Consider the following 19112-nt stretch of genomic DNA (forward strand, 5'->3'; position numbering starts at 1 on the left):
CGTCTGCGGACGACGGAACTCTGCGAGGCTCTCCTGCGGGAGGATTTTTTGACAGGCTGCGGCGCCCCGGGCTATTGGCCCGGGGCGCCGGTGCGTTTCATTTTTTGAAGCCATTTCATTGCATGACGGTAAAAAACAGGCGCTCCTGGGTCCAGGAGGCTCGGGACATGGCAAATGAGGAAAAAAGGATTTCAACGCGATGCTGCTGCGGGACAACGGTATGCCCCGGGTGCAGATCGTGACCGATCCAAAGGCCATCGAACCATACGGCAAGACGCGGATGTGCCTGTCCCCGCCCAGGGACTATGACCGGACGTGCGTCGGGCCCCCTTCGGGCAGGCGCTCACCGTGGGGGACATCCGGGACCATTTTGCCCCGAGGAGCGGCGCGGGTCTTCCCGACCCCGCCGCCGCGGGCATTTTCGTCTCCATCGCCGCCTGGGCCGGCCACCAGCGGGCCCTGTTGGAGGCCGAGGGGCATTCCATCCTCTGCCGGGGGCACACCCACCCCCGCTGGTATGTAGCCGACGATCGGACGCATCTTTACCCTCCGCCCGGAGGGAAAACGCGCCCGCTCACTCCTGGGCCGGCGGTTCAGCGGGGGCAGACGCTGCGGGCGGTGCGGCGCGCTTTTTTCTGCGGCGCAGGCATACGGCCAGGATCACGGCCGCCGCGGCCGCCAGCACCAGCAGGGCGATCAGGTGATAGGCGCACCAGACGATGACATTGCCCAGCGCTTCCCCCGCCCCCTGCGCTCCCTCCGAAAGGGCGGTTGAGATCCGCGTCCCCAGGCGGTCGGCGGTCCCGGCGCCGTCGCTGAGGCGGCGCACCTCGTACAGCTCCACGCCGATGGTGGCGTAATCCACCAGGCTGTCGTACCGGCGCAGCTCGGTGCTGTACTGCTCGATCTGATACTCCACCTCGCTGAGGGCGTTCTCCAGGTCGATGATATCCTCCATGGTGGCGGCCTGCTCCAGCAGCGCGAGCAGCCGCGTCTGCTTGGTCTGCTGGGTGCGCAGGCGGGCCTCGGTGTCAAAATAGACCTCTCCGATCTCCTCTGAGCTCTGGTTCAGGCTGACCACATACCCCACGCCGTCCACGCCGCTCAGAAACGTATCGTAGGCCTGCCTGGGCACCCGTATCACGTAGCTGCCGTACCGCGCGGCATTGCGGTCATAATAGCCGCCGCCCTCCACCGCGGCGCTTTCATAATAGCCTCCCTGTTCCACCACCAGGGCGTTCAGTGCGGCTTCCGCGGCGGAGAAGTCGTCGGTCTGGAGCCGTGCCGACGCCCGGCGGATCAGCTTGGCGTTCTCGTCGGAATAGACCCGGCTTTCCCCCGCAGCGCTTTCGCTTTCCGAAAAATTCAGTCTCTGGTCTGCCACGGTCGCTTCCATGGGGGCCATGGCCTCCGGCGCCGCCTCCTCCCCGGCGGAGGAGGCGGCGGAGGAGTTGCCGCCGCTGCAGGCACAGGTCAGGAGCAGGAGCAGGGCGAGCGGGAGCAAAAGACGGTTTCGTTTCATTGGAGCACCTCCATTCGTTTTGTTTGCGCGGTACTTTTTAGACGCGTCCCGCTTCCAAAGGTTCCCTTAAACTGCGCCCGCGCATAGGATGGGGCAAAAAGGAGGTATCCCCATGCCTGTGATCTACCTTTCTCCTTCCACCCAGGAGAACAACCTATATGTCAGCGGCGGTACTGAGGAGGAGTGGATGAACCGTCTGGCCGACGCCATGGTACCCTATCTGACGGCCTCCGGCATCCAGTACGTGCGCAACACGCCGGATATGACCGCCGCATCGTCGATCCGGGCCTCCAATGCGGGCAATTTCGACCTGCACCTGGCCCTCCACTCCAATGCCGCTCCGGAAGGGCGCTACGGACAGGTGCGCGGCATCCTGGTCTACTACTATCCCGGCTCCGCCGAGGGGCAGCGGGCCGCTAACCTGGTGGCCGACGGTCTAAAACAAATCTATCCTCTGCCCAACAACGTCCGGGCCGAGCCCACCATTGCCATCGGTGAAGTGCGCCGGGTGCGGGCCCCTTCGGTCTTTCTGGAGCTGGGTTACCATGATAACGTGGACGACGCGGCCTGGATCAAAAACAACCTGGATTCGGTGGCCCGCAGTATCGCGCTCTCCCTGACCGAGTATTTCGGCCTGCCCTTCCTGACCCCCCAGTCCCCCCGCAGCGCGGTGGTGGACGTATCCTGGGGCTATCTGAATATCCGGGACCGGCCGGACCGCTCCGCTCCCGTGGTGGCGCGGGCCTACGACGGAGCCCGTCTGACGGTGCTCAACCAGTGGCAGGGCTGGTATCTGGTGCGCTTTGGAGAGGTGATGGGCTGGGCCAGCAGTGATTTTGTCACGCTGATCTGAGGGCAGGGTCATGGTCATCCACGTAGTCCGCCCGGGCGAGAGTCTCTCCTCCGTCGCCCGGGAATACGGCGTGCCCCTGTCCCAGCTGGCGGTGGACAACGGCCTGCAGAACGATCCCCGGCTGGTGGTGGGGCAGGCGCTGGTGGTGCAGTTTCCCCAGCAGGTGCACACCGTGCAGCCCGGTGAAAGCCTCTCTTCCATCGCCCGGCAGTACGGCATGAGCCTGCGGCAGCTCTATCGCAACAACCCGATCTTGGGCGGCGGCCCGGTCCTTTACCCCGGCCAGACGCTGGTCATCTCCTATGAGGGCGCGACCGAGGGCGTCCTCTCGGTGAATGGGTACGCCTATCCCTTCATCGACAAGGACCTGCTCCAGTCCACGGTCCCCTATCTGACCTTTCTGACCCCCTTTACCTATGGCTTTACCCCAGACGGGACGCTGGTGGATCGGGATGACGGCGTACTGATCGCCATGGCCAAGGCGGGGGGCGCGGCCCCGCTGATGCACCTGTCCACGCTGACCGGAGAGGGCGGCTTCTCCAATGAACTGGCCCACATCGCCCTCACCGACCGAACGGTGCAGGATGCGCTGATCTCCAACCTCCGGCGCACGCTGGAGGAAAAGGGCTACCGGGGTCTGGATGTGGACTTTGAGTATGTCTTTCCCGAGGACGCATCGGCCTATGCCGCTTTTCTCGGCCGCCTGACCGCACTGCTCAATCCCCTGGGCTATCCGGTCATCGCCGCACTGGCCCCCAAGACCTCCGCCGACCAGCCGGGGCTGCTGTACGAGGCCCACAACTACCGCGCCATTGCCGAAGCCGTCAACGAAGTGCTGCTTATGACCTATGAATGGGGCTATACTTATCACCACACAGGTCCACGGTGACGCCGGGGAGCCTGCGGCCTTCCCGCCCCTGCTTCCAGGCCGGAGAGATGCCTCCGCTGAAATGCACCTGCCCCCGGCCGCTGCATAGAATGTATTGCAGCTCGTACTGCAGTTCTTCGGAGGTGAGAATAGCCTTGGAACAAAATTCCTCAGTTACAATGATCGCACGGGTGCTGTGTGTGGAATGCTGCCGGCTTCTGGTCTGCGATTGCTGTACGCATCAAGAGGTTCTGGTACACACCGATCGAGCCTGCTGTTTCTCGTGCGGCGATTGTGTCTGTATCCGTTACAGCGGGGCCATGACCATGAGTATACCGCCGCAGATCACCGCAACCTGCATCGATCTTCACTGTCCCTGCGGTTGAACAAAGGCGGGCGCCCTCCGGCGCCCGCCTTTGCGTGTCAAAAAGTGGCTTTGCCACCTTTCCGAAGGAGCTGCGGCCTGCTGCGGGCACTCGCCGTCCGCTTACGGCGGACATCTGGCACACTTACAGGCCGAGAAGCGTTTGCTCCGACGCACATGTCGCCGGAGCAAACGGATTGGACTGGATTCGCGCCTGTACCCCAAGGGCATTTCCGCGCCTGCTCTGCAGGCTTGGGCACGGGCGCGAACTCTGTGAGGCTTTTTCGGCAAGCTGGAGCGGACGCCCTCCCTTCCTTGGAGGCGTTTTTCTACATACCGGCGCCATGGTCCTTTCCGCTGCACACCGCGGCCTTTCCCCGGCGTCCAAGCGCCGTCTGTCTCCGTCTGTCTCCAGTCGGCATATCCTGTAATATGACGATAGGAGGTGTCATGCATGCTCATGCAAGCCGTCGTGATCGAGGTACAGTGGGAACGCCTGCTCGTACTGGATCTTGATACACGGCAAACGATCCTTGTAAATACACCGGATGCACGCCGGTTCCGCCCCGGTGACCTGATCCGCATCCGGTACAACGGCGTAATGACGAACAGCATACCGCCGCAAATATCGGCATCCAATATCGCTGTGATCCCGCGGGACACAGTTCCGCCCGCTGTTTTTCCTCCGGCTGTCTTTCCGCCGGTTTTCTTTCCTCCGATCGTGCGTCCGCCCGCCGGATGCCGCCGGTGTCCCCCCTTTGCGCGCCCGCCCTTCGGCCCCGGCTTCCGGCCCTGGTGACCCCGGTCCTTCCGCGCCGCCCCCCCAAAAGGGGGCGGCTTTTTGGCGCCTTTCGCAGGCCCCGATTTCATAAATTTCCCGTTTGTGTTCGGCTCCCGTCAGCCCCGGTTGGGTACCGGGAAATATTACATTTGAAAAATAGTTACAAAACGGTTACAATCAAAATGTCTTCGCGAGACCAATACTTATAAGGAGGTTTCACCCATGTTCTGCTTTAATGGCAATAACTTTAATTGCGGCTCCATCTGGGAGACTCTCTGCCGGTATTTTGGCGTCGGCTGCTAAGGGAATCTGAGTTGGCGGCCCCAGCGGCCTGCGCCGCTGGGGCCGCTCGTCCTGCAGCCTGCTTGCCCACGCGGAGCAAACACGGCCCATGTTCGCTGCAGAACCGCCTGATAGATCGGGCCGGTTGCGGGCACACTATCCGCGAGGTGATGGAACATGGAGCCGACCTACAGTGATATTTATATGCTTCTCCAGCGCGAACCGGTGGCAAAGCAGTATTTTGACACGCTGCCGGATTACGTTCGGGAGCAGATCCGCACCCGCCCGAACGGGGTCAACTCTTTCGCCAGTCTCAAAGACTATGCCGAAAATTTGACCCGCGGGGACGGATGAAAAACAGTGCCGCCCAAAGCCGGGGCTTCATAAAACAGCGAATGGCATGATCTAATTGCGATCAGGCCGTTCAACGTGTAAAAAAGTCTTTTGGCCACGCTAAACAGCCCTGACTTCTTCGGTCAGGGCTGTTGTGTCAAAGATCCATTGTATAGAAGTGCGCCCTAATAATCGATTTATTTTACCTTTTCAGCTACCAGTAAAAAGCGATGAATTAATCCTTCGATACATCCCTTTCGCTCTAAAACCCGCTGTGCATTCAACAATCTATCCTTGCAAGTGTCTACCGAGAAATTAGGGAATTCCCACTCTATAATTCGGGCAAACCAAACAAGTGCGCCTACATCAAAAAACTTAATGGGTCTGAAGCATTCCCGTTCATCAAGGATATCAAATCCCGCATTACGAAACTGCTTGCGTACTTTTTCAAGATACTGCTCTGGAAACGGAAGCTCAACCTTTCCTAACAAAAGTTCTACCAGTTCACGATCATTTTCGGCTCCCACTTGTTCAGTAATAAAGATGCCTCCAGCTTTTAGAACTCGATATATTTCCTGTGCATTAAAATCACCGTGACGATTGATGACTATATCAAATTCCGCATCATCAAAGGGGAGAATGTCCTTTCCGTCGCCTGCACGAAAATCAATCCCGAGGGGAAGCAAGGTTTCCCTGCATAGCTGAATATTCGGAGGGTATGCCTCTGTCGCACTTGTGTTTGTATGAGGATGGTGAAGCGATAACAGAAATTCCCCCCCACCAGTATCCACATCCAACAGTTTCATTTCCGGCTTGAGGTAATGCAGGATGATACTCTGATAATCCCAAGGCAAATCGGTTTCCTCGGTATATCTGCCATCAATGTGAGAAAAATCCCATCCGTGGATATGGGCAACACTTTCTTCTTTTTGCCAAAAGCTTATCAATTCGATTTCGTTCACAATAACTACTCCTATCTGCGTTTGGTAATTATAAATCAAAAATAGGTGCAGTCAACTGGCAACATCATAAGAATTGGCTCGATACAATCTGCTGCCAGATTTATAACTGCACCGAGTAGTTACCTCGAATAAGTCTCATTGCGTGAGCTCACCGCCTCTTAATTAGTAGTATAGCACAAATTCATAAACAATTCTACATGAACCGTATCAAATGGTCACGTTGTTGGAAACGTGAAAGGCTGTCTCAGTATGCTTTTGTATGGTACAAAATAAGCATCACTTGGTTGCAAAACCTAGCGATGCTTATTCTCGTTTTAACCAAGATGCCGTAAAGCAGAAAATGTGGTGCTAAACCGTTTTACGGACACCCGCCCAATGGGCGGTACTGTTTTTCTGCCCTTTCCTCCCCTCTTTTCGGCTCACGTCATCCGTTCGCCGTTCCGGCTTCTTTCTCTTCCAGCCCCGTCGGACGCCCTTTTTGCTCCGACCGGGCGAGGATATCCGCCACCCGCCGGTCGATCTCATTCCGTTTCTCCGGCTCCCGCTCCACACAGGAATCGAACAGGCAAAACGTTACGCCGCCGGATGCCGTTCCTTTCGCCCGCAGATCCTCCCATGGCGGCTCAAACGGAAACCGGTAAAGAAACGCGCCGTTTCTGCTTATGACCGTTCTGCTCATTGCGCCACCCCCCGGCACCCTATGCGTTTGCCTGCTCGTCCTATGAATCCGCAGCGGATGCAAGCGGGCGGAGAATCATCAGCCGGGATGGAATGCATATAAACAAAAGGGGGGCTCGCCCTTTCAGGACCGGCCCGCCTGCCCGGAGCGGTTTATCGCAGACTGTGAGGTGACTTCTGTGGGAGAATACTGCTTATACCTGCGCAAATCCCGTCTGGATCTGGAGGCGGAAGCCCATGGAGAGGGCGACACGCTGGCCCGTCATCGGGCCGCCCTTCTGAAGCTGGCCCATACCCGAAACCTTCCGGTCACGGGCTGCTATGAGGAAGTATGCAGCGGCGAATCCATTGCCGCCCGGCCGGAGATGCAGCGGCTCCTGAACGACGTGGAAGCGGGCCTCTGGTGCGGCGTCCTGGTCATGGAGGTGGAGCGCCTGGCCCGCGGCAACACCACCGATCAGGGCATGGTGGCCGATACCTTTAAGTACAGCGGCACCAGGATCATCACCCCTGCCAAGGACTATGATCCGGCGGACGAGTTTGACGAGGAATACTTCGAATTTGGCCTATTTATGAGCCGCCGGGAGTACAAGACCATCAACCGAAGGCTCCAACGGGGCCGCCGCGCCTCCCTGGCGGAGGGGAAGTACATCGCGGGCAAGGCCGCTTACGGCTATGAGCGCTACAAGCTTCCCGGGGAGAAGGGCTATTCCCTGCGCATCATCCCCGAGCAGGCTGAGGTGGTCCGGCAGATCTTCGACTGGTACGTCAACGGAGAGGAACAGCCCGACGGGTCCCTGCGTCCGCTCGGTTCCTTTACCATCGCCAAACGGCTGGACGCCTGCGGCGTTCCCGCCCCCAGCGGCGGAAAGTGGCCTGCGTGTACGGTCCAGGCGATCCTGGCCAACCCCACCTATATCGGCAAGGTCCGCTGGAGCTATCGCCCCACCGTCAAGCGCATGGTGGACGGCGCGGTGATCTCCTCCCGTCCCGTGAACCATGACGTGCCGCTTTCCGACGGCAGGCATGCCCCCATTCTGGAAGAACCGCTCTACAACCGCGCCCAGGACATTTTGAACAGCCGCTCCCATCCCCCGGTCCCCAGGGCCGTCCCGCTCCAAAACCCCCTGGCCGGTCTGGTCGTCTGCGGAACATGCGGCCGCACGCTGGAGCGCCGCCGCTATGCGCGCGGCCAGGACTGCATGGTCTGTCCCAATCGGGACTGTGACACCAAAGGTTCTGTCCTGGAGACGGTGGAGCGGGCCATACTGGACGCTCTGGAGAGCTGGCTGTCCGGCTATCAGCTCCAGCTTGAACCGCTTCCGTCCGACCGCGCCGATCCGGGAGCGGAAAAAACGGTCGTTTTCCTCCAGCGATCCCTTGACGGCCTGCAAACCCAGATGGACCGTCTCTGTGATCTGGTCGAGCAGGGCGTTTACACGCCCCAGCGGTTCCTGCAGCGCTCCCAAGCCCTCTCCGCCCGTATGGCCGCGCTCGACCGGGCGCTTCTGGAGGCCCGGGCACACCAGGCCGCGTCCCGCCGCCTGACCGGCAGCCGCTTTCCGATCGTCCCCCGCGTCGCGCATGTACTTGAGGCGTACCCAACCCTCGCCGACCCGGGCGCAAAGAACGCCTTGCTGAAGGAGATCGTCGACAAGGTGATCTATTCCAAAACCCGGGGCGGCCGCTGGGTCTCCAGCGACATGCGTCTGCTCCTCTTTCCCCGCATCGAGCGGCTGGAAGAGCGCCCAGCCGTTCGATCACCGATGCCTTAGATGGTTTTATACTTATGGCCCCCCCATGGCGGTCGCGCCGCTGCCGAATGTGCGTCAGGTGGTGGAATATGCCCTGACCGAGATGCCGCCGGAACAGATCTGGCTGGGCGTCCCCACCTACGGCTACGATTGGCCTCTCCCCTTTGTACAGGGGGAGACCCGCGCCCAGTCCATCTCCCCCCAGGCGGCTCTGGCCCGGGCGCGCCGGTATGGCGCGGCCATCCAGTACGACGAGACCGCCCAGGCGCCCTGGTTCCGCTACACCGACGGGGACGGCGTGGTCCATGAGGTCTGGTTCGAGGACGCCCGCAGCATCCGTGCCAAACTAGCCCTCATTCCAGAATACGGCCTGCGTGGCGTCGGCTACTGGAACCTGATGCGGGACTTTCCCCAAAACTGGCGGGTACTGAATGCGCTCTACCGCATCCGGGAGGCGTAACTGCGCGTATTTTGCCGTTCATAAATCGTTCACAGTAAATTCGAAAACGGTTCACCAATTTCCAGTTCCTTCTGGTATTATAATCATTGTCAGGATACCAGAGACACAGAACAGAAACTCCTCCTCTCTTCCCTCTCTCTTTCCGAACACACAGCCACTGTCCCCCCTGCAGGGCGGCAATCGCTCCCTGCGGGGGGACAGACCAAATGTTCCGCGCCTCTGTTTCAGGGGCGCGTTTTTTGATGTCCCTCCGAATATCCCGCCGCTCTGCCGACCATAATATGGTCGAGGTGATATTCCATGTCTTATGTCAATCCCGCCATTCGGGACAAATTCGAATCCATGCCCATTGACCTGAAAAACGCCATCCTCTCCATGGACGTGAAACTGGAGACCATGTCCGACCTGATGGCCTGCCTGGAACGCATCATCGCGGAGGGCGAGGGACATGCTTGACCATGCCGCCCTCACTCCGGAGGCACTGTCCTATTTTCAATCGCTCCCGCTCTCCTATCAGGTGGCCATGAACCACAGCAACCTGACCTTTCGCACCCTGGAGGACCTGAAGGCCTACGAGGAACGCAACCTCCAAGGCACCGACTCCGTTCTCTACCAACGCCTGCCCGATCCGGCCATTCCCTCCAACTCCGCGTTGGACCCTTTGGATGCCCAGCTCCCCGATTCAAAATAAAAAACTCGTATTTTGGCAAATTCCCTCTTGCATTCTATCCAGGACTGTGCTAATATAATTAAGCTGTCAACGGGACAGGTTCCCAAACGACGGTATGCGGCTGTAGCTCAGCTGGATAGAGTGTTTGGCTACGAACCAAAAGGTCGGGGGTTCGAATCCCTTCAGCCGTACCACGTCGGAGCAAAGTTTGCTTTGCTCCGGCGTCTTTTTATGCCTGCGGCAAAAATAGACGCCATCCGCCCGCTCCCTTGCTGCTCCTTTCCAAATCACGACCGCTCCGCTGGGTCGTGATTTGGGCGGGAAACGCCTCGGGAAATAGCCTATTTATCGCATTGGGGCAAAACAAAGGGACATCCTTGCGGATGTCCTTTCAGGCTGTCAAAAAAACCTCCTGGAGAAGAGCCTGGCAGAGTTGAGTCGTCCGCAGACGACGGAAGGACAGGAAGCTCCGTCATTTCCGGCGACACGTGCGTCGGAAATGACACCTCTCATGACGGACAGGGCGACTTTTCTGAAAGAATCGAGCCCTGTCCGTCATGCATCCCTCTGTCGAAAAAGGCCTTTGGCCTTTTTCGACAAGCTGAGGTCGGGACCACCCGTTTTACGGGTGGTCCCGACCTTCTTCACGGAAGCAGAGAACGGGACCTGCCCGGCTGCGCTCCGGTCCACGATCCCCAGCGTTTGGCTCTGGCGGCCCTATGCGCCACAGCACCGCGGGGGACCTTCCGCCGGCAGATCCCTGATGGAAACGATACAAAGCCCAGGAATGGCTGTATTCGGTTCAGGCCGCTAAAAAACAGGAAGCTCCCTCCTCAGAAGCACATTGCCTTATTCCGTGCTGCAGCCCTGGAGCGGCGCACGCTCAACTCAGGATGCGTTCCCGCACGCCGGAACAGGATATGTGCAGATACGACAATATTACCCTTGCTCTGCCCGGCAAAATCCGGTATAATTAGACAACGGCAGGCTTGCGCCCATGCCGAAAGCCGCGCCGTGCAGAGAACCACTCTGCACGGCTTTTATTTGATCCGCACGCCGCGTGAGGGACTGAAATCGAACGCTTATCTGCAGGCCGTCCCGCACAATCGCCCCGTCTGTGGCACTTATGTTCCGGCAGAATCGAAACGTCCGTTTCGCAGAGCTTCAAGGTTTATTCTGAAGGCCAGGCCAGGATTGAAAAGAGACGGCCCGCCGGTCATCGGTCTTTTCCGCCAGAGCGGCGCAGTTTTTTGAACTCTGTCCGAAGATCTGCAAAACCGCCTGCCATGCGAAAATTCCCGCGCCGCCGTTCCTGTCTCGGATCAGCAAGCAAGACCTGGCCCAGAGGGGAGGACACAGAAATCATGCAGTATCTTGCCCACATCGCCGCGGATGGCCGCGAACAGACCGTTCAGGCCCATCTGGAGGGGACCGCCGTGCTGGCGGCCCAGTTTGCCCGGCCTTTCGGCGCGGAGGGGCAGGCGGAGCTGGCCGGGCTGGCCCACGACCTCGGTAAATACTCCGCCGCTTTCCAACGCCGGCTGCAGGGCGGGCCAAAAGTCGACCATTCCACTGCCGGGGCCGTGGAGTGCTGGAAGTGCAAGCAGCCCTTCGCCGCCTTCGCCGTGGCCGGGCACCACGGCGGCCTGCCGGACGGCGGCGGGAAAACGGACCGCGAAGAGGCGCCCACCCTGTTTGGCCGCATGAAGCGGAAACTGGAGCCATACAATAGCTGGTCCGGCGAGGTGGCACTGCCCGCCCCGCCGCTCCCCGCCTTTTCCCTGCGGGACCCGGCGGCGGGGATGTTCTTCACCCGGATGCTGTACTCCTGTCTGGTGGACGCGGACTTTCTGGACACGGAGGCCTTTATGGCCGGACAGCCCCGGGCGCAGGACTGCGGCGCATCCATGGACGCGCTGTGGGACAAGCTCCGGCGCTACATCGCGGGCTGGTTCCCGCCCAAGGGAGAGCTGAACCGGCAGCGGTGCGCCATTCTGGAGCGGTGCATGGCCCAGGGGGAACAGCGGGAGCCGGGGCTGTTCACCCTCACGGTGCCCACCGGGGGCGGCAAGACGGTGGCGTCCCTGGCCTTCGCCCTGGCCCACGCCAGGACGAAGGGCCTGCGGCGGGTCATTTATGTGGTCCCGTACACCTCCATCATCGAACAGACCGCCAAAACGTTCCGGGACATTTTAGGGGAGGAAAACGTGCTGGAGCACCACTCCAACGTGCAATACGATCTGGAGACCGAAGCCGATCCGAAGACCATCCGTCTGATCCAGGCCACGGAAAACTGGGACCGGCCGGTGGTGGTGACCACAGCGGTGCAGTTTTTCGAGTCCCTGTACGCCAGCCGTCCGTCCCAGTGCCGCAAGCTCCACAACATCGCGGGCAGCGCGGTGGTATTCGACGAGGCTCAAATGCTGCCCCTCCCCTATCTGCGTCCCTGCGTCCACGCCATTGCGCAGCTGGTGGAGCATTATCGTGTTTCCGCCGTCCTGTGCACCGCCACCCAGCCGGCGCTGGACCCCGTCTTCCGGGCGTTTCTGCCCGGCCGGCCGCCGGTGGAACTGTGCCCCGCCGAGGTCTGCGATCAGGACGTCTTTCGCCGGGTGAGGTTTCAGCGGGCGGGACGCCTGACCTGGGACGCGCTGGCGCAGCAGCTGAACGGACACAGGCAGGTGCTTTGCGTGGTCAACGCCCGGAAGAGCGCCAAGGAGGTGTTCGACCGGCTGGAGGGAGACGGATGCTTCCATCTGTCCACCCTGATGTACCCCGCCCACCGGCAGGCCCAGCTGGAGGAGATCCGGCAGCGGCTGAGGGACGGGCTTGCCTGCCGGGTGGTGTCCACCTCCCTGATCGAAGCGGGGGTGGATGTGGACTTCCCGGCGGTTTACCGGGAGGAGGCGGGGCTGGACTCCGTCCTCCAGGCCGCCGGGCGGTGCAATCGTGAGGGCAAACGCCCCGCCGGGGAGAGCGCCGTCACCGTCTTCCAGGGGGAGGGCAAGCCGCCGAAGCTGTTTGCCACCGCCATTGAGGTGGGGCGGATGGTCATGGCTCGTCAGGCGGATCTTTCCTCCCGGGAGGCCGTCCACGACTATTTTCATGAATTGCTGGAGCTGAAGGGGCAGCACGCGCAGGATAGCAGCGGCATTTTGCCGCTGATCCGGTCGGAACCGTTCCCCTTCCGCAAAACGGCGGAGAAATTCCACCTCATCGACAGCCCCACCCGTACCGTCTATATCCCGGCGGGAGCGGGAGCGGAGCTGGTGGAGCGTCTGCGCGCCGGGGAGCGGAACCGCTCTCTGTTCCACAGGCTGGGGCGGTACGGGGTGTCCGTCTATGAAAATCACTTCCAGGCGCTGGAGCAGGCCGGTGATCTGGAGCTTCTGGAGGACGGCTCCGCCGTTCTCTCCAATCCAACGCTCTATGACGGACACACCGGGCTGTCGCTGGAGGCAGAGGAAGGCAAAGCATGGATTCTGTGACCCCGCGTTCGGCCTGTGAAACAAATTTTAATTTTTGCAATTTCAACCATACAGGAAGGAGTTGAGCGCCTATGTCCATCCGTTTGGAAGTCTGGGGCGATTACGCCCTGTTTACAAGGCCGGAGATGAAGGTGGAGCGGGTCAGCTACGACGTGATGACCCCGTCGGCGGCCCGGGGACTGATGGAAGCAATATACTGGCACCCGGGGCTCAAATGGAAGATCGACCGCATTCACGTCCGGGCTCCCATCCGCTTTTCCAATCTGCGGCGCAACGAAGTCAAATCCACCGTCAGCGCCCGCACGGCCCGCACGGTGATGGAGCGGGGGAAGGGGGAGCTGTACCTCTGTGCCAGCGGCGATATCCAGCAGCGGGCCGCCCTGCTGCTGCGGGACGTGCGCTACGTTATCGAGGCCCACTTTGACCTGGTCCCGGAGAAAATGGCCCCCGGCGACAACTGCGGCAAATTCCAGGACATCGCCAAGCGCCGCGTTCAAAAGGGGCAGTTCTATCACCAGCCCTGCTTCGGCTGCCGGGAGTTCCCCGCCCAGTTCAAGCTCTGCCAGGCCCTTCCCCCCTGTCCGGAGGAACTGAAGGGGGCGCGGGACCTGGGCTGGATGCTGTACGACCTGGACTACTCCGACCCGGAGAACATCACGCCCCGCTTTTTCCGGGCAGTCCTCCGGGACGGGGCGCTGGACGTGCCCCCCTGGGACAGCGAGGAGGTACGGGGATGATCTTACAGGCGTTGACGGAGTATTATGAGGTTCTGCAAAAACAGGGAAAAGCAGCCGCCCCCGGCTGGGGGCCGGTGAAAGTGTCCTATACCCTGTATCTTGGGGAAGGCGGTACGCTGGAGCGTGTGGCGTCCATCCAGATAGAGCAGCAGCGCGGGAAAAAAACCGTCCCGGCTCCGCAGATCATGTCCCTGCCCGCCCCAGAGAAACGAACCGTGGGTGTTGTGTCCAACTTCCTCTGTGACAATTCCAGTTATATGTTAGGCGTGGACGGCAAGGGCAGGCCCCAGCGGGCACTGGAGTGCTTTGCGGCCTGCAAGGCCCTTCACGAAAAAGTCCTTTCGGATGTGGACACCCCCGCCGCCCGCGCGGTGCTGGCGTTTTTCCAAAGCTGGCAGCCGGAAGCCGCCCCGGAGCACCCCGCCCTGGCGGAGTATTGGGAGGACATCCTATCCGGCGCCAACCTGATCTTCCGTTATGACGGCGGCTTTGTCCACGACGATCCTGCCATCCGCAGGGCCTGGGAGCGGCACTACGGCGGCTCCGGAGATGACGGCGGGACAGAGATGGTGTGCCTGGTGACCGGCGAGAAGGGGCCGGTGGAGAACACCCACCCCTCCGTCAAGGGCGTGCAGGGGGCGCAGTCCAGCGGCGCGGCCCTGGTGTCCTTCAACGCGCCGGCCTTCTGCTCCTACGGACGGGAGCAGAACCGGAACGCCCCCACCAGCAAGGCCGCCGCCTTCGCCTACACCACCGCGCTGAATTACCTGCTCTCCGACCGGGAGCACGTCTATCGCATGGGCGACGCCACGGTGGTTTTCTGGGCAAAAAGCGGTGAGGCTGCCTACCAGAGCACCTTCGGCAGTTTATTCAGCGACACCTATGAGGAGAGCGACCTGCGGAACGTTATCGCGGAGCTCTGCAAGGGCCATAAAGCGGAATACGACGAGGCTATGCTGGACCCGGACATGGACTTCTATGTCCTGGGCCTGTCTCCCAACGCCGCGCGCCTCTCCGTGCGCTTCTTCCTGCGCAACTCCTTCGGGGGCTTCCTGCAGAATATTCAGGCCCACCGGGAGCGGCTGAGGATCGTCCGCCCTGCCTATGCAAAATTCGAGGTCCCGTCGCTGAAAGCCCTGCTGGACGCCACGGTGAACCAGAACTCCAGGAACAAGGACGCCTCACCGGAGCTGGCGGGTGAAATGCTCCGGGCCGTGCTGAACAACACGCCCTACCCCGCCACGCTGCTCAACGGCGTGACCTTACGCATCCGTGCAGAACAGCGCGACAAGGAGCACCCGGAGCGGCCATTTAAAATCACCTGGGAGCGGGCGGCAATTCTGAAGGCCTACTACTCCAAAAATCCGAACAAAAACGTACCAAAGGAGGTTTTGACCGTGTCCCTCAACGAAGCCAGCACAAGCATCCCCTATACCCTGGGCCGGCTGTTCTCCGTGCTGGAGGAGATCCAGCAGAAAGCCAACCCCGGCATCAATTCCACCATCAAGGACAAATATTTCAATTCCGCCTCCGCCACCCCCGCCGTGGTGTTCCCCACCCTCGTCAACCTGGCCCAGAAACACCTGAAAAAGCTGGAGGCAGGCTGGCGTATCTCTTATGAAAAAAAATTGCAGGGCATTACGGACAAGCTTGGGGAGGAGTACCCCGCCCGGCTGACCCTGCCCCAGCAGGGGGCGTTCCAGCTGGGCTACTACCACCAGACCCAGGCCCGCTATGAAAAAAAGGAGGAGAAATAAAATGTCTGAGCCCATTAAGAACCGCTATGAATTCGTGGTCCTGTTCGACGTGGAAAACGGCAACCCCAACGGCGACCCGGACGCCGGCAATATGCCCCGGGTGGACCCGGAGACCGGCCTGGGCCTGGTCACCGACGTGTGCCTGAAGCGGAAGATCCGCAACTATGTGGAGACCGTCAAGGAGGACCGTACCGGCTGGCGCATCTACGTCAAGGACGGCGTGCCGCTGAACCGCAGCGACGCCGAGGCCTATGCCGCCCTGGACGTAACGGAAAAGACCGTGAAGGAGAAAAAGAAGGCCGACCCGGAGCTGGATGCCAAGGTCCGTGACTGGATGTGCCAAAATTTCTACGACATCCGCACCTTCGGCGCGGTGATGACCACCTTTGTGAAGGCCGCCCTGAACTGCGGCCAGGTGCGCGGCCCGGTGCAGCTGGGCTTCGCCCGGAGCGTGGAGCCGGTGGTGCCCCAGGAGGTCACGATCACCCGCGTGGCCATTACCACCGAGGCGGACGCGGAGAAAAAGGGCACGGAGATGGGCCGCAAGTACATCGTCCCCTACGGTCTCTATCGCTGCGAGGGCTATATTTCCGCCAACCTGGCCCGCAAGACTACCGGCTTTTCTGAGGAGGATCTGGAGCTGCTGTGGCAGGCCATTCTGAATATGTTCGAGTACGACCGCTCCGCCGCCCGTGGGAAGATGGCGGTGCGGGAGCTCATCGTATTCAAGCACGACAGCGAACTGGGCTGTGCCCCCGCCTGGAAGCTGTTTGAGACCGTACACGTCGACCGGAAGCAGGCCGATGATCCCGCCCCCGCCCGCTCCTACGCCGACTATACCGTCACGGTGGACGAGGCCGGCCTGCCGGCCGGCGTCACGGTCACGCGCATGGGGTGACCGATACGGAAGAGGATCTCCTCCAGCTCTCCGGCCTGCAGCACTTTGCCTTCTGCCGCCGTCAGTGGGCCCTGATCCACGTGGAACACCAGTGGCAGGAAAATCTGCGCACGGTGGAGGGAGCCCTCTTCCACCAGCGCGCCCACGACGAAGCCCAGCGGGAACGCCGGGGAGACACGCTGATCCTGCGCGGGCTCCCTGTGATCTCGCATCGGCTTGGGATCACAGGGCAGTGCGACGTGGTGGAATTTCACGGCGCTCCGGACGGCGTGCCCCTCCGGGGCGAAGACGGTCTTTGGCTGCCCTACCCCATCGAGTATAAACGGGGCGCGCCCAAAGCGCACGACGCCGACCGCCTGCAGCTCTGCGCCCAGGCCATGTGCCTGGAGGAGATGCTCTGCTGCGTCATCCCAGAGGGCGCGCTTTACTATGGAGACCCCCGGAGGCGGACGCCGGTGCTCTTTACCGGAGGCCTGCGCCAGGCGGTCTCCGCCGCTTTGGAGGAGATGCATCAGCTCTACCGCAGAGGACACACGCCCAAGGTAAGGCCCGCCAAATCCTGCAGCGCCTGTTCCTTGAAGGAACTCTGCCTCCCGATCCTGCGGCGGCGGAGCACGGTGGCGGACTACCTTGCCCGGGCCATGGAGGATACGCCATGAAGCAGCTGCTCAATACCCTTTTTGTGACTTCGGAAGACATTTACCTGTCTCTGGACGGGGAAAATGTGGTGGCCAGCCGGGAAAAGCAGGCCGCAGCGCGCTATCCGCTGCATACGCTTTCCGGCATTATATCCTTTGCCTATCCGGGCGCTTCACCGGCTTTGATGGGCGCCTGTGCCCAGCGCGGCGTCTCCCTTGCTTTTTGTACGCCCAGGGGCCGGTTCCTTGCGCGGGTCTGCGGGGAAAGCAATGGAAACGTACTGCTGCGCCGCACCCAGTACCGAACGGCGGACGATCCTGCGCAAAGCTGCCGTATGGCGCGCTCCATGATTTTCGGCAAGCTGTATAACGCCCGGTGGAGCGTGGAACGTACCCGCCGGGACCATGGACTTCGGATCGATGGAGCCCGGCTGGAGCAGGCTTCGGCACGGATCAAAGCGCTGCTGCCCCTGGTGGCGGAAGAAACCTCTCTGGATGCCCTGCGCGGGCTGGAAGGGACTGGGGCCACGGCCTATTTCAGCGTTTTGGACGAGATGATTTTAGGAGAAAAACCCGTGTTCTCCTTTCCGGGCCGCAGCCGCCGTCCGCCGCTCGATCCCGTCAACGCCATGCTCTCCTTTTCGTACAGCCTGCTTGCCCACGATTGTGCGGCGGCTTTGGAAAGCGTGGGGCTGGACGCCTATGTGGGGTTTCTTCACCGGGACCGCCCGGGAAGAAGCTCCCTGGCATTGGATCTGATGGAAGAGCTTCGCCCCTGTATGGCTGATCGCTTCGTGCTGACGCTGATCAACAACCGCATCGTAAAAAGGGCAGATTTCACGTATCGCGAAAATGGAGCGGTCCTGCTGTCTGCGTCCGCCCGGCGCAGCGTTCTGAAGCATTGGCAGGAACGAAAGCGGGAGAGCCTGACCCACCCCTATCTGGGTGAACAGTTATCCTGGGGAATGGTTCCGTACATCCAGGCGCTTCTTTTGGCGCGCACGCTCCGGGAGGATCTGGATGCGTATCCGCCGTTTTTGTGGAAGTGAGGCGTCTATGCTGGTACTGATTACCTATGATGTAAATACCGAGGATGCGGCCGGCCGCCGGCGTCTCCGGCAAATTGCCCGGCAGTGCGTCAACTATGGGCAGAGGGTACAATGCTCTGTCTTCGAATGCCTGCTGGACGCCGCCCAGTGTAAAAGCCTTCAGGCTAAGCTATGTGCTATCATGGACCCCAAGCGGGACAGTCTGCGCTTTTACTATCTGGGCAATCACTACGCAAAGAAAATCGAGCACTTTGGATGTAAAACCACCTACCTTCCGGAGGAACCGCTCTTGATTTGACCGGTGCGAAGGGACAGCAATCAGAATATTCTTCGCCCGTTCGCACCACGAAATTTCTCGAAATGTCCTTGTAAACGCTCCAATCTCTCGTGTTTTACCTCATACATACCGAGCCTTTGTTGCTGCCTATCTGAAACTTCGGCTATTTTGCCAAAATACAACCCGTATTTTGTCTGATTTTGCCGTCGCTCCCCGCACGGGGAGCGTGGATTGAAATTATGATCTGGAGCTGCCCTCTATCGTAGTATCCTGTCGCTCCCCGCACGGGGAGCGTGGATTGAAATACGGCTGAGGGAGTTGGATATGGTGACAGTGACAGTCGCTCCCCGCACGGGGAGCGTGGATTGAAATCTATTACTTCAAGCGCCCCTCTGTTGCCAGCTATGGTCGCTCCCCGCACGGGGAGCGTGGATTGAAATTCTGAACCAAGAAAGTCGTACAGGCCCCAGCCGGTCGCTCCCCGCACGGGGAGCGTGGATTGAAATTTTTTGACTGCGCTGGCATCCGCATCATCCTTCGTCGCTCCCCGCACGGGGAGCGTGGATTGAAATCCATTTTCTCAGCCGCGTCCATGGTCTCACCGAACTTGCGTCGCTCCCCGCACGGGGAGCGTGGATTGAAATAGCTGCAGCCGGGAGCGGCCGCCCGGACTCAGCGGGTCGCTCCCCGCACGGGGAGCGTGGATTGAAATAGGAAGCCGAGGACGGCGTTGACGCCGTC

Annotated in this window: 17 protein-coding genes, 1 tRNA gene and 1 CRISPR repeat array; of the genes, 15 read left to right on the forward strand and 3 right to left on the reverse strand. The window is 60.7% G+C overall.

Features of this window, described 5'->3' with window-relative positions:
• Positions 1-574: 574 nt before the first annotated feature.
• Complete coding sequence (locus MR825_RS13440; RefSeq protein ID WP_287881167.1) at positions 575-1522, reverse strand: DUF4349 domain-containing protein; 948 nt, start codon at positions 1520-1522, stop codon at positions 575-577.
• A 112-nt stretch (positions 1523-1634) separates the two neighbouring features.
• Between MR825_RS13440 and MR825_RS13445 the strand changes: the two genes are divergently transcribed.
• The 3 genes from MR825_RS13445 (at position 1635) to MR825_RS13455 (ending at position 5024) form a co-directional block, all read left to right on the forward strand.
• Positions 1635-2375: an N-acetylmuramoyl-L-alanine amidase gene (locus MR825_RS13445; protein ID WP_186908937.1), complete on the forward strand. Its 741-nt coding sequence runs from the start codon at positions 1635-1637 to the stop codon at positions 2373-2375.
• A gap of 10 nt (positions 2376-2385) precedes the next feature.
• The gene (locus tag MR825_RS13450; RefSeq protein WP_287881169.1) at positions 2386-3264 is read left to right on the forward strand and encodes a LysM peptidoglycan-binding domain-containing protein; all 879 of its coding nucleotides are present in this window, start codon (positions 2386-2388) and stop codon (positions 3262-3264) included.
• Positions 3265-4847: 1583 nt separating this feature from the next.
• Positions 4848-5024, forward strand: a complete 177-nt coding sequence (locus MR825_RS13455; RefSeq protein ID WP_186908934.1) for a hypothetical protein — start codon at positions 4848-4850, stop codon at positions 5022-5024.
• A 176-nt stretch (positions 5025-5200) separates the two neighbouring features.
• Here MR825_RS13455 and MR825_RS13460 read toward each other — a convergent pair whose 3' ends face one another.
• Positions 5201-5965, reverse strand: coding sequence for a class I SAM-dependent methyltransferase (locus MR825_RS13460; protein WP_287881171.1), 765 nt, complete (start codon positions 5963-5965; stop codon positions 5201-5203).
• A gap of 424 nt (positions 5966-6389) precedes the next feature.
• Entirely contained in the window at positions 6390-6644 is a 255-nt protein-coding gene (locus tag MR825_RS13465) for a hypothetical protein (protein WP_287881173.1), read from the reverse strand.
• Positions 6645-6822: 178 nt separating this feature from the next.
• Between MR825_RS13465 and MR825_RS13470 the strand changes: the two genes are divergently transcribed.
• From MR825_RS13470 to cas2, 12 genes are all read left to right on the forward strand, one after another.
• Positions 6823-8418, forward strand: a complete 1596-nt coding sequence (locus tag MR825_RS13470) for a recombinase family protein (protein ID WP_287881174.1) — start codon at positions 6823-6825, stop codon at positions 8416-8418.
• A gap of 25 nt (positions 8419-8443) precedes the next feature.
• On the forward strand, positions 8444-8857 hold the full coding sequence (locus tag MR825_RS13475; protein ID WP_186908931.1) for a glycosyl hydrolase family 18 protein: 414 nt from the start codon (positions 8444-8446) through the stop codon (positions 8855-8857).
• A gap of 300 nt (positions 8858-9157) precedes the next feature.
• Positions 9158-9313 (forward strand): hypothetical protein, encoded by a 156-nt coding sequence (locus MR825_RS13480; RefSeq protein ID WP_186908930.1) that lies wholly within the window; start codon positions 9158-9160, stop codon positions 9311-9313.
• A complete protein-coding gene (locus tag MR825_RS13485) occupies positions 9306-9548 on the forward strand; it encodes a hypothetical protein (RefSeq protein WP_186908929.1) in 243 nt (80 codons plus the stop codon). Before MR825_RS13480 ends, MR825_RS13485 begins: the two co-directional genes overlap by 8 nt.
• A gap of 96 nt (positions 9549-9644) precedes the next feature.
• Positions 9645-9721, forward strand: a tRNA-Arg gene (locus tag MR825_RS13490).
• Between the two features lie 1170 nt (positions 9722-10891).
• Entirely contained in the window at positions 10892-13015 is a 2124-nt protein-coding gene (gene cas3 / locus MR825_RS13495; protein ID WP_287881175.1) for a CRISPR-associated helicase Cas3', read from the forward strand.
• A gap of 71 nt (positions 13016-13086) precedes the next feature.
• Complete coding sequence (cas5c, locus tag MR825_RS13500; protein ID WP_186908803.1) at positions 13087-13752, forward strand: type I-C CRISPR-associated protein Cas5c; 666 nt, start codon at positions 13087-13089, stop codon at positions 13750-13752.
• Positions 13749-15509 (forward strand): type I-C CRISPR-associated protein Cas8c/Csd1, encoded by a 1761-nt coding sequence (cas8c, locus tag MR825_RS13505; protein WP_287881176.1) that lies wholly within the window; start codon positions 13749-13751, stop codon positions 15507-15509. Before cas5c ends, cas8c begins: the two co-directional genes overlap by 4 nt.
• A gap of 1 nt (position 15510) precedes the next feature.
• Positions 15511-16407, forward strand: coding sequence for a type I-C CRISPR-associated protein Cas7/Csd2 (gene cas7c / locus MR825_RS13510; RefSeq protein WP_186908805.1), 897 nt, complete (start codon positions 15511-15513; stop codon positions 16405-16407).
• Complete coding sequence (gene cas4, locus MR825_RS13515) at positions 16404-17066, forward strand: CRISPR-associated protein Cas4 (RefSeq protein ID WP_186908806.1); 663 nt, start codon at positions 16404-16406, stop codon at positions 17064-17066. The genes cas7c and cas4 overlap by 4 nt, the downstream gene beginning before the upstream one ends.
• Positions 17063-18094 carry a type I-C CRISPR-associated endonuclease Cas1c gene (gene cas1c / locus MR825_RS13520; protein WP_186908807.1) on the forward strand — a complete coding sequence of 344 codons (1032 nt, stop codon included), beginning with the start codon at positions 17063-17065 and terminating at the stop codon, positions 18092-18094. The genes cas4 and cas1c overlap by 4 nt, the downstream gene beginning before the upstream one ends.
• A gap of 7 nt (positions 18095-18101) precedes the next feature.
• On the forward strand, positions 18102-18392 hold the full coding sequence (gene cas2, locus MR825_RS13525; protein ID WP_186908808.1) for a CRISPR-associated endonuclease Cas2: 291 nt from the start codon (positions 18102-18104) through the stop codon (positions 18390-18392).
• A gap of 184 nt (positions 18393-18576) precedes the next feature.
• Positions 18577-19083: direct repeats of the CRISPR family, unit length 33 nt; unit sequence GTCGCTCCCCGCACGGGGAGCGTGGATTGAAAT.
• The last annotated feature ends 29 nt before the right edge of the window (positions 19084-19112 follow it).

The organism is Lawsonibacter sp., assembly GCF_022777125.1.
Taxonomy (GTDB): domain Bacteria; phylum Bacillota; class Clostridia; order Oscillospirales; family Oscillospiraceae; genus Lawsonibacter_A; species Lawsonibacter_A hominis.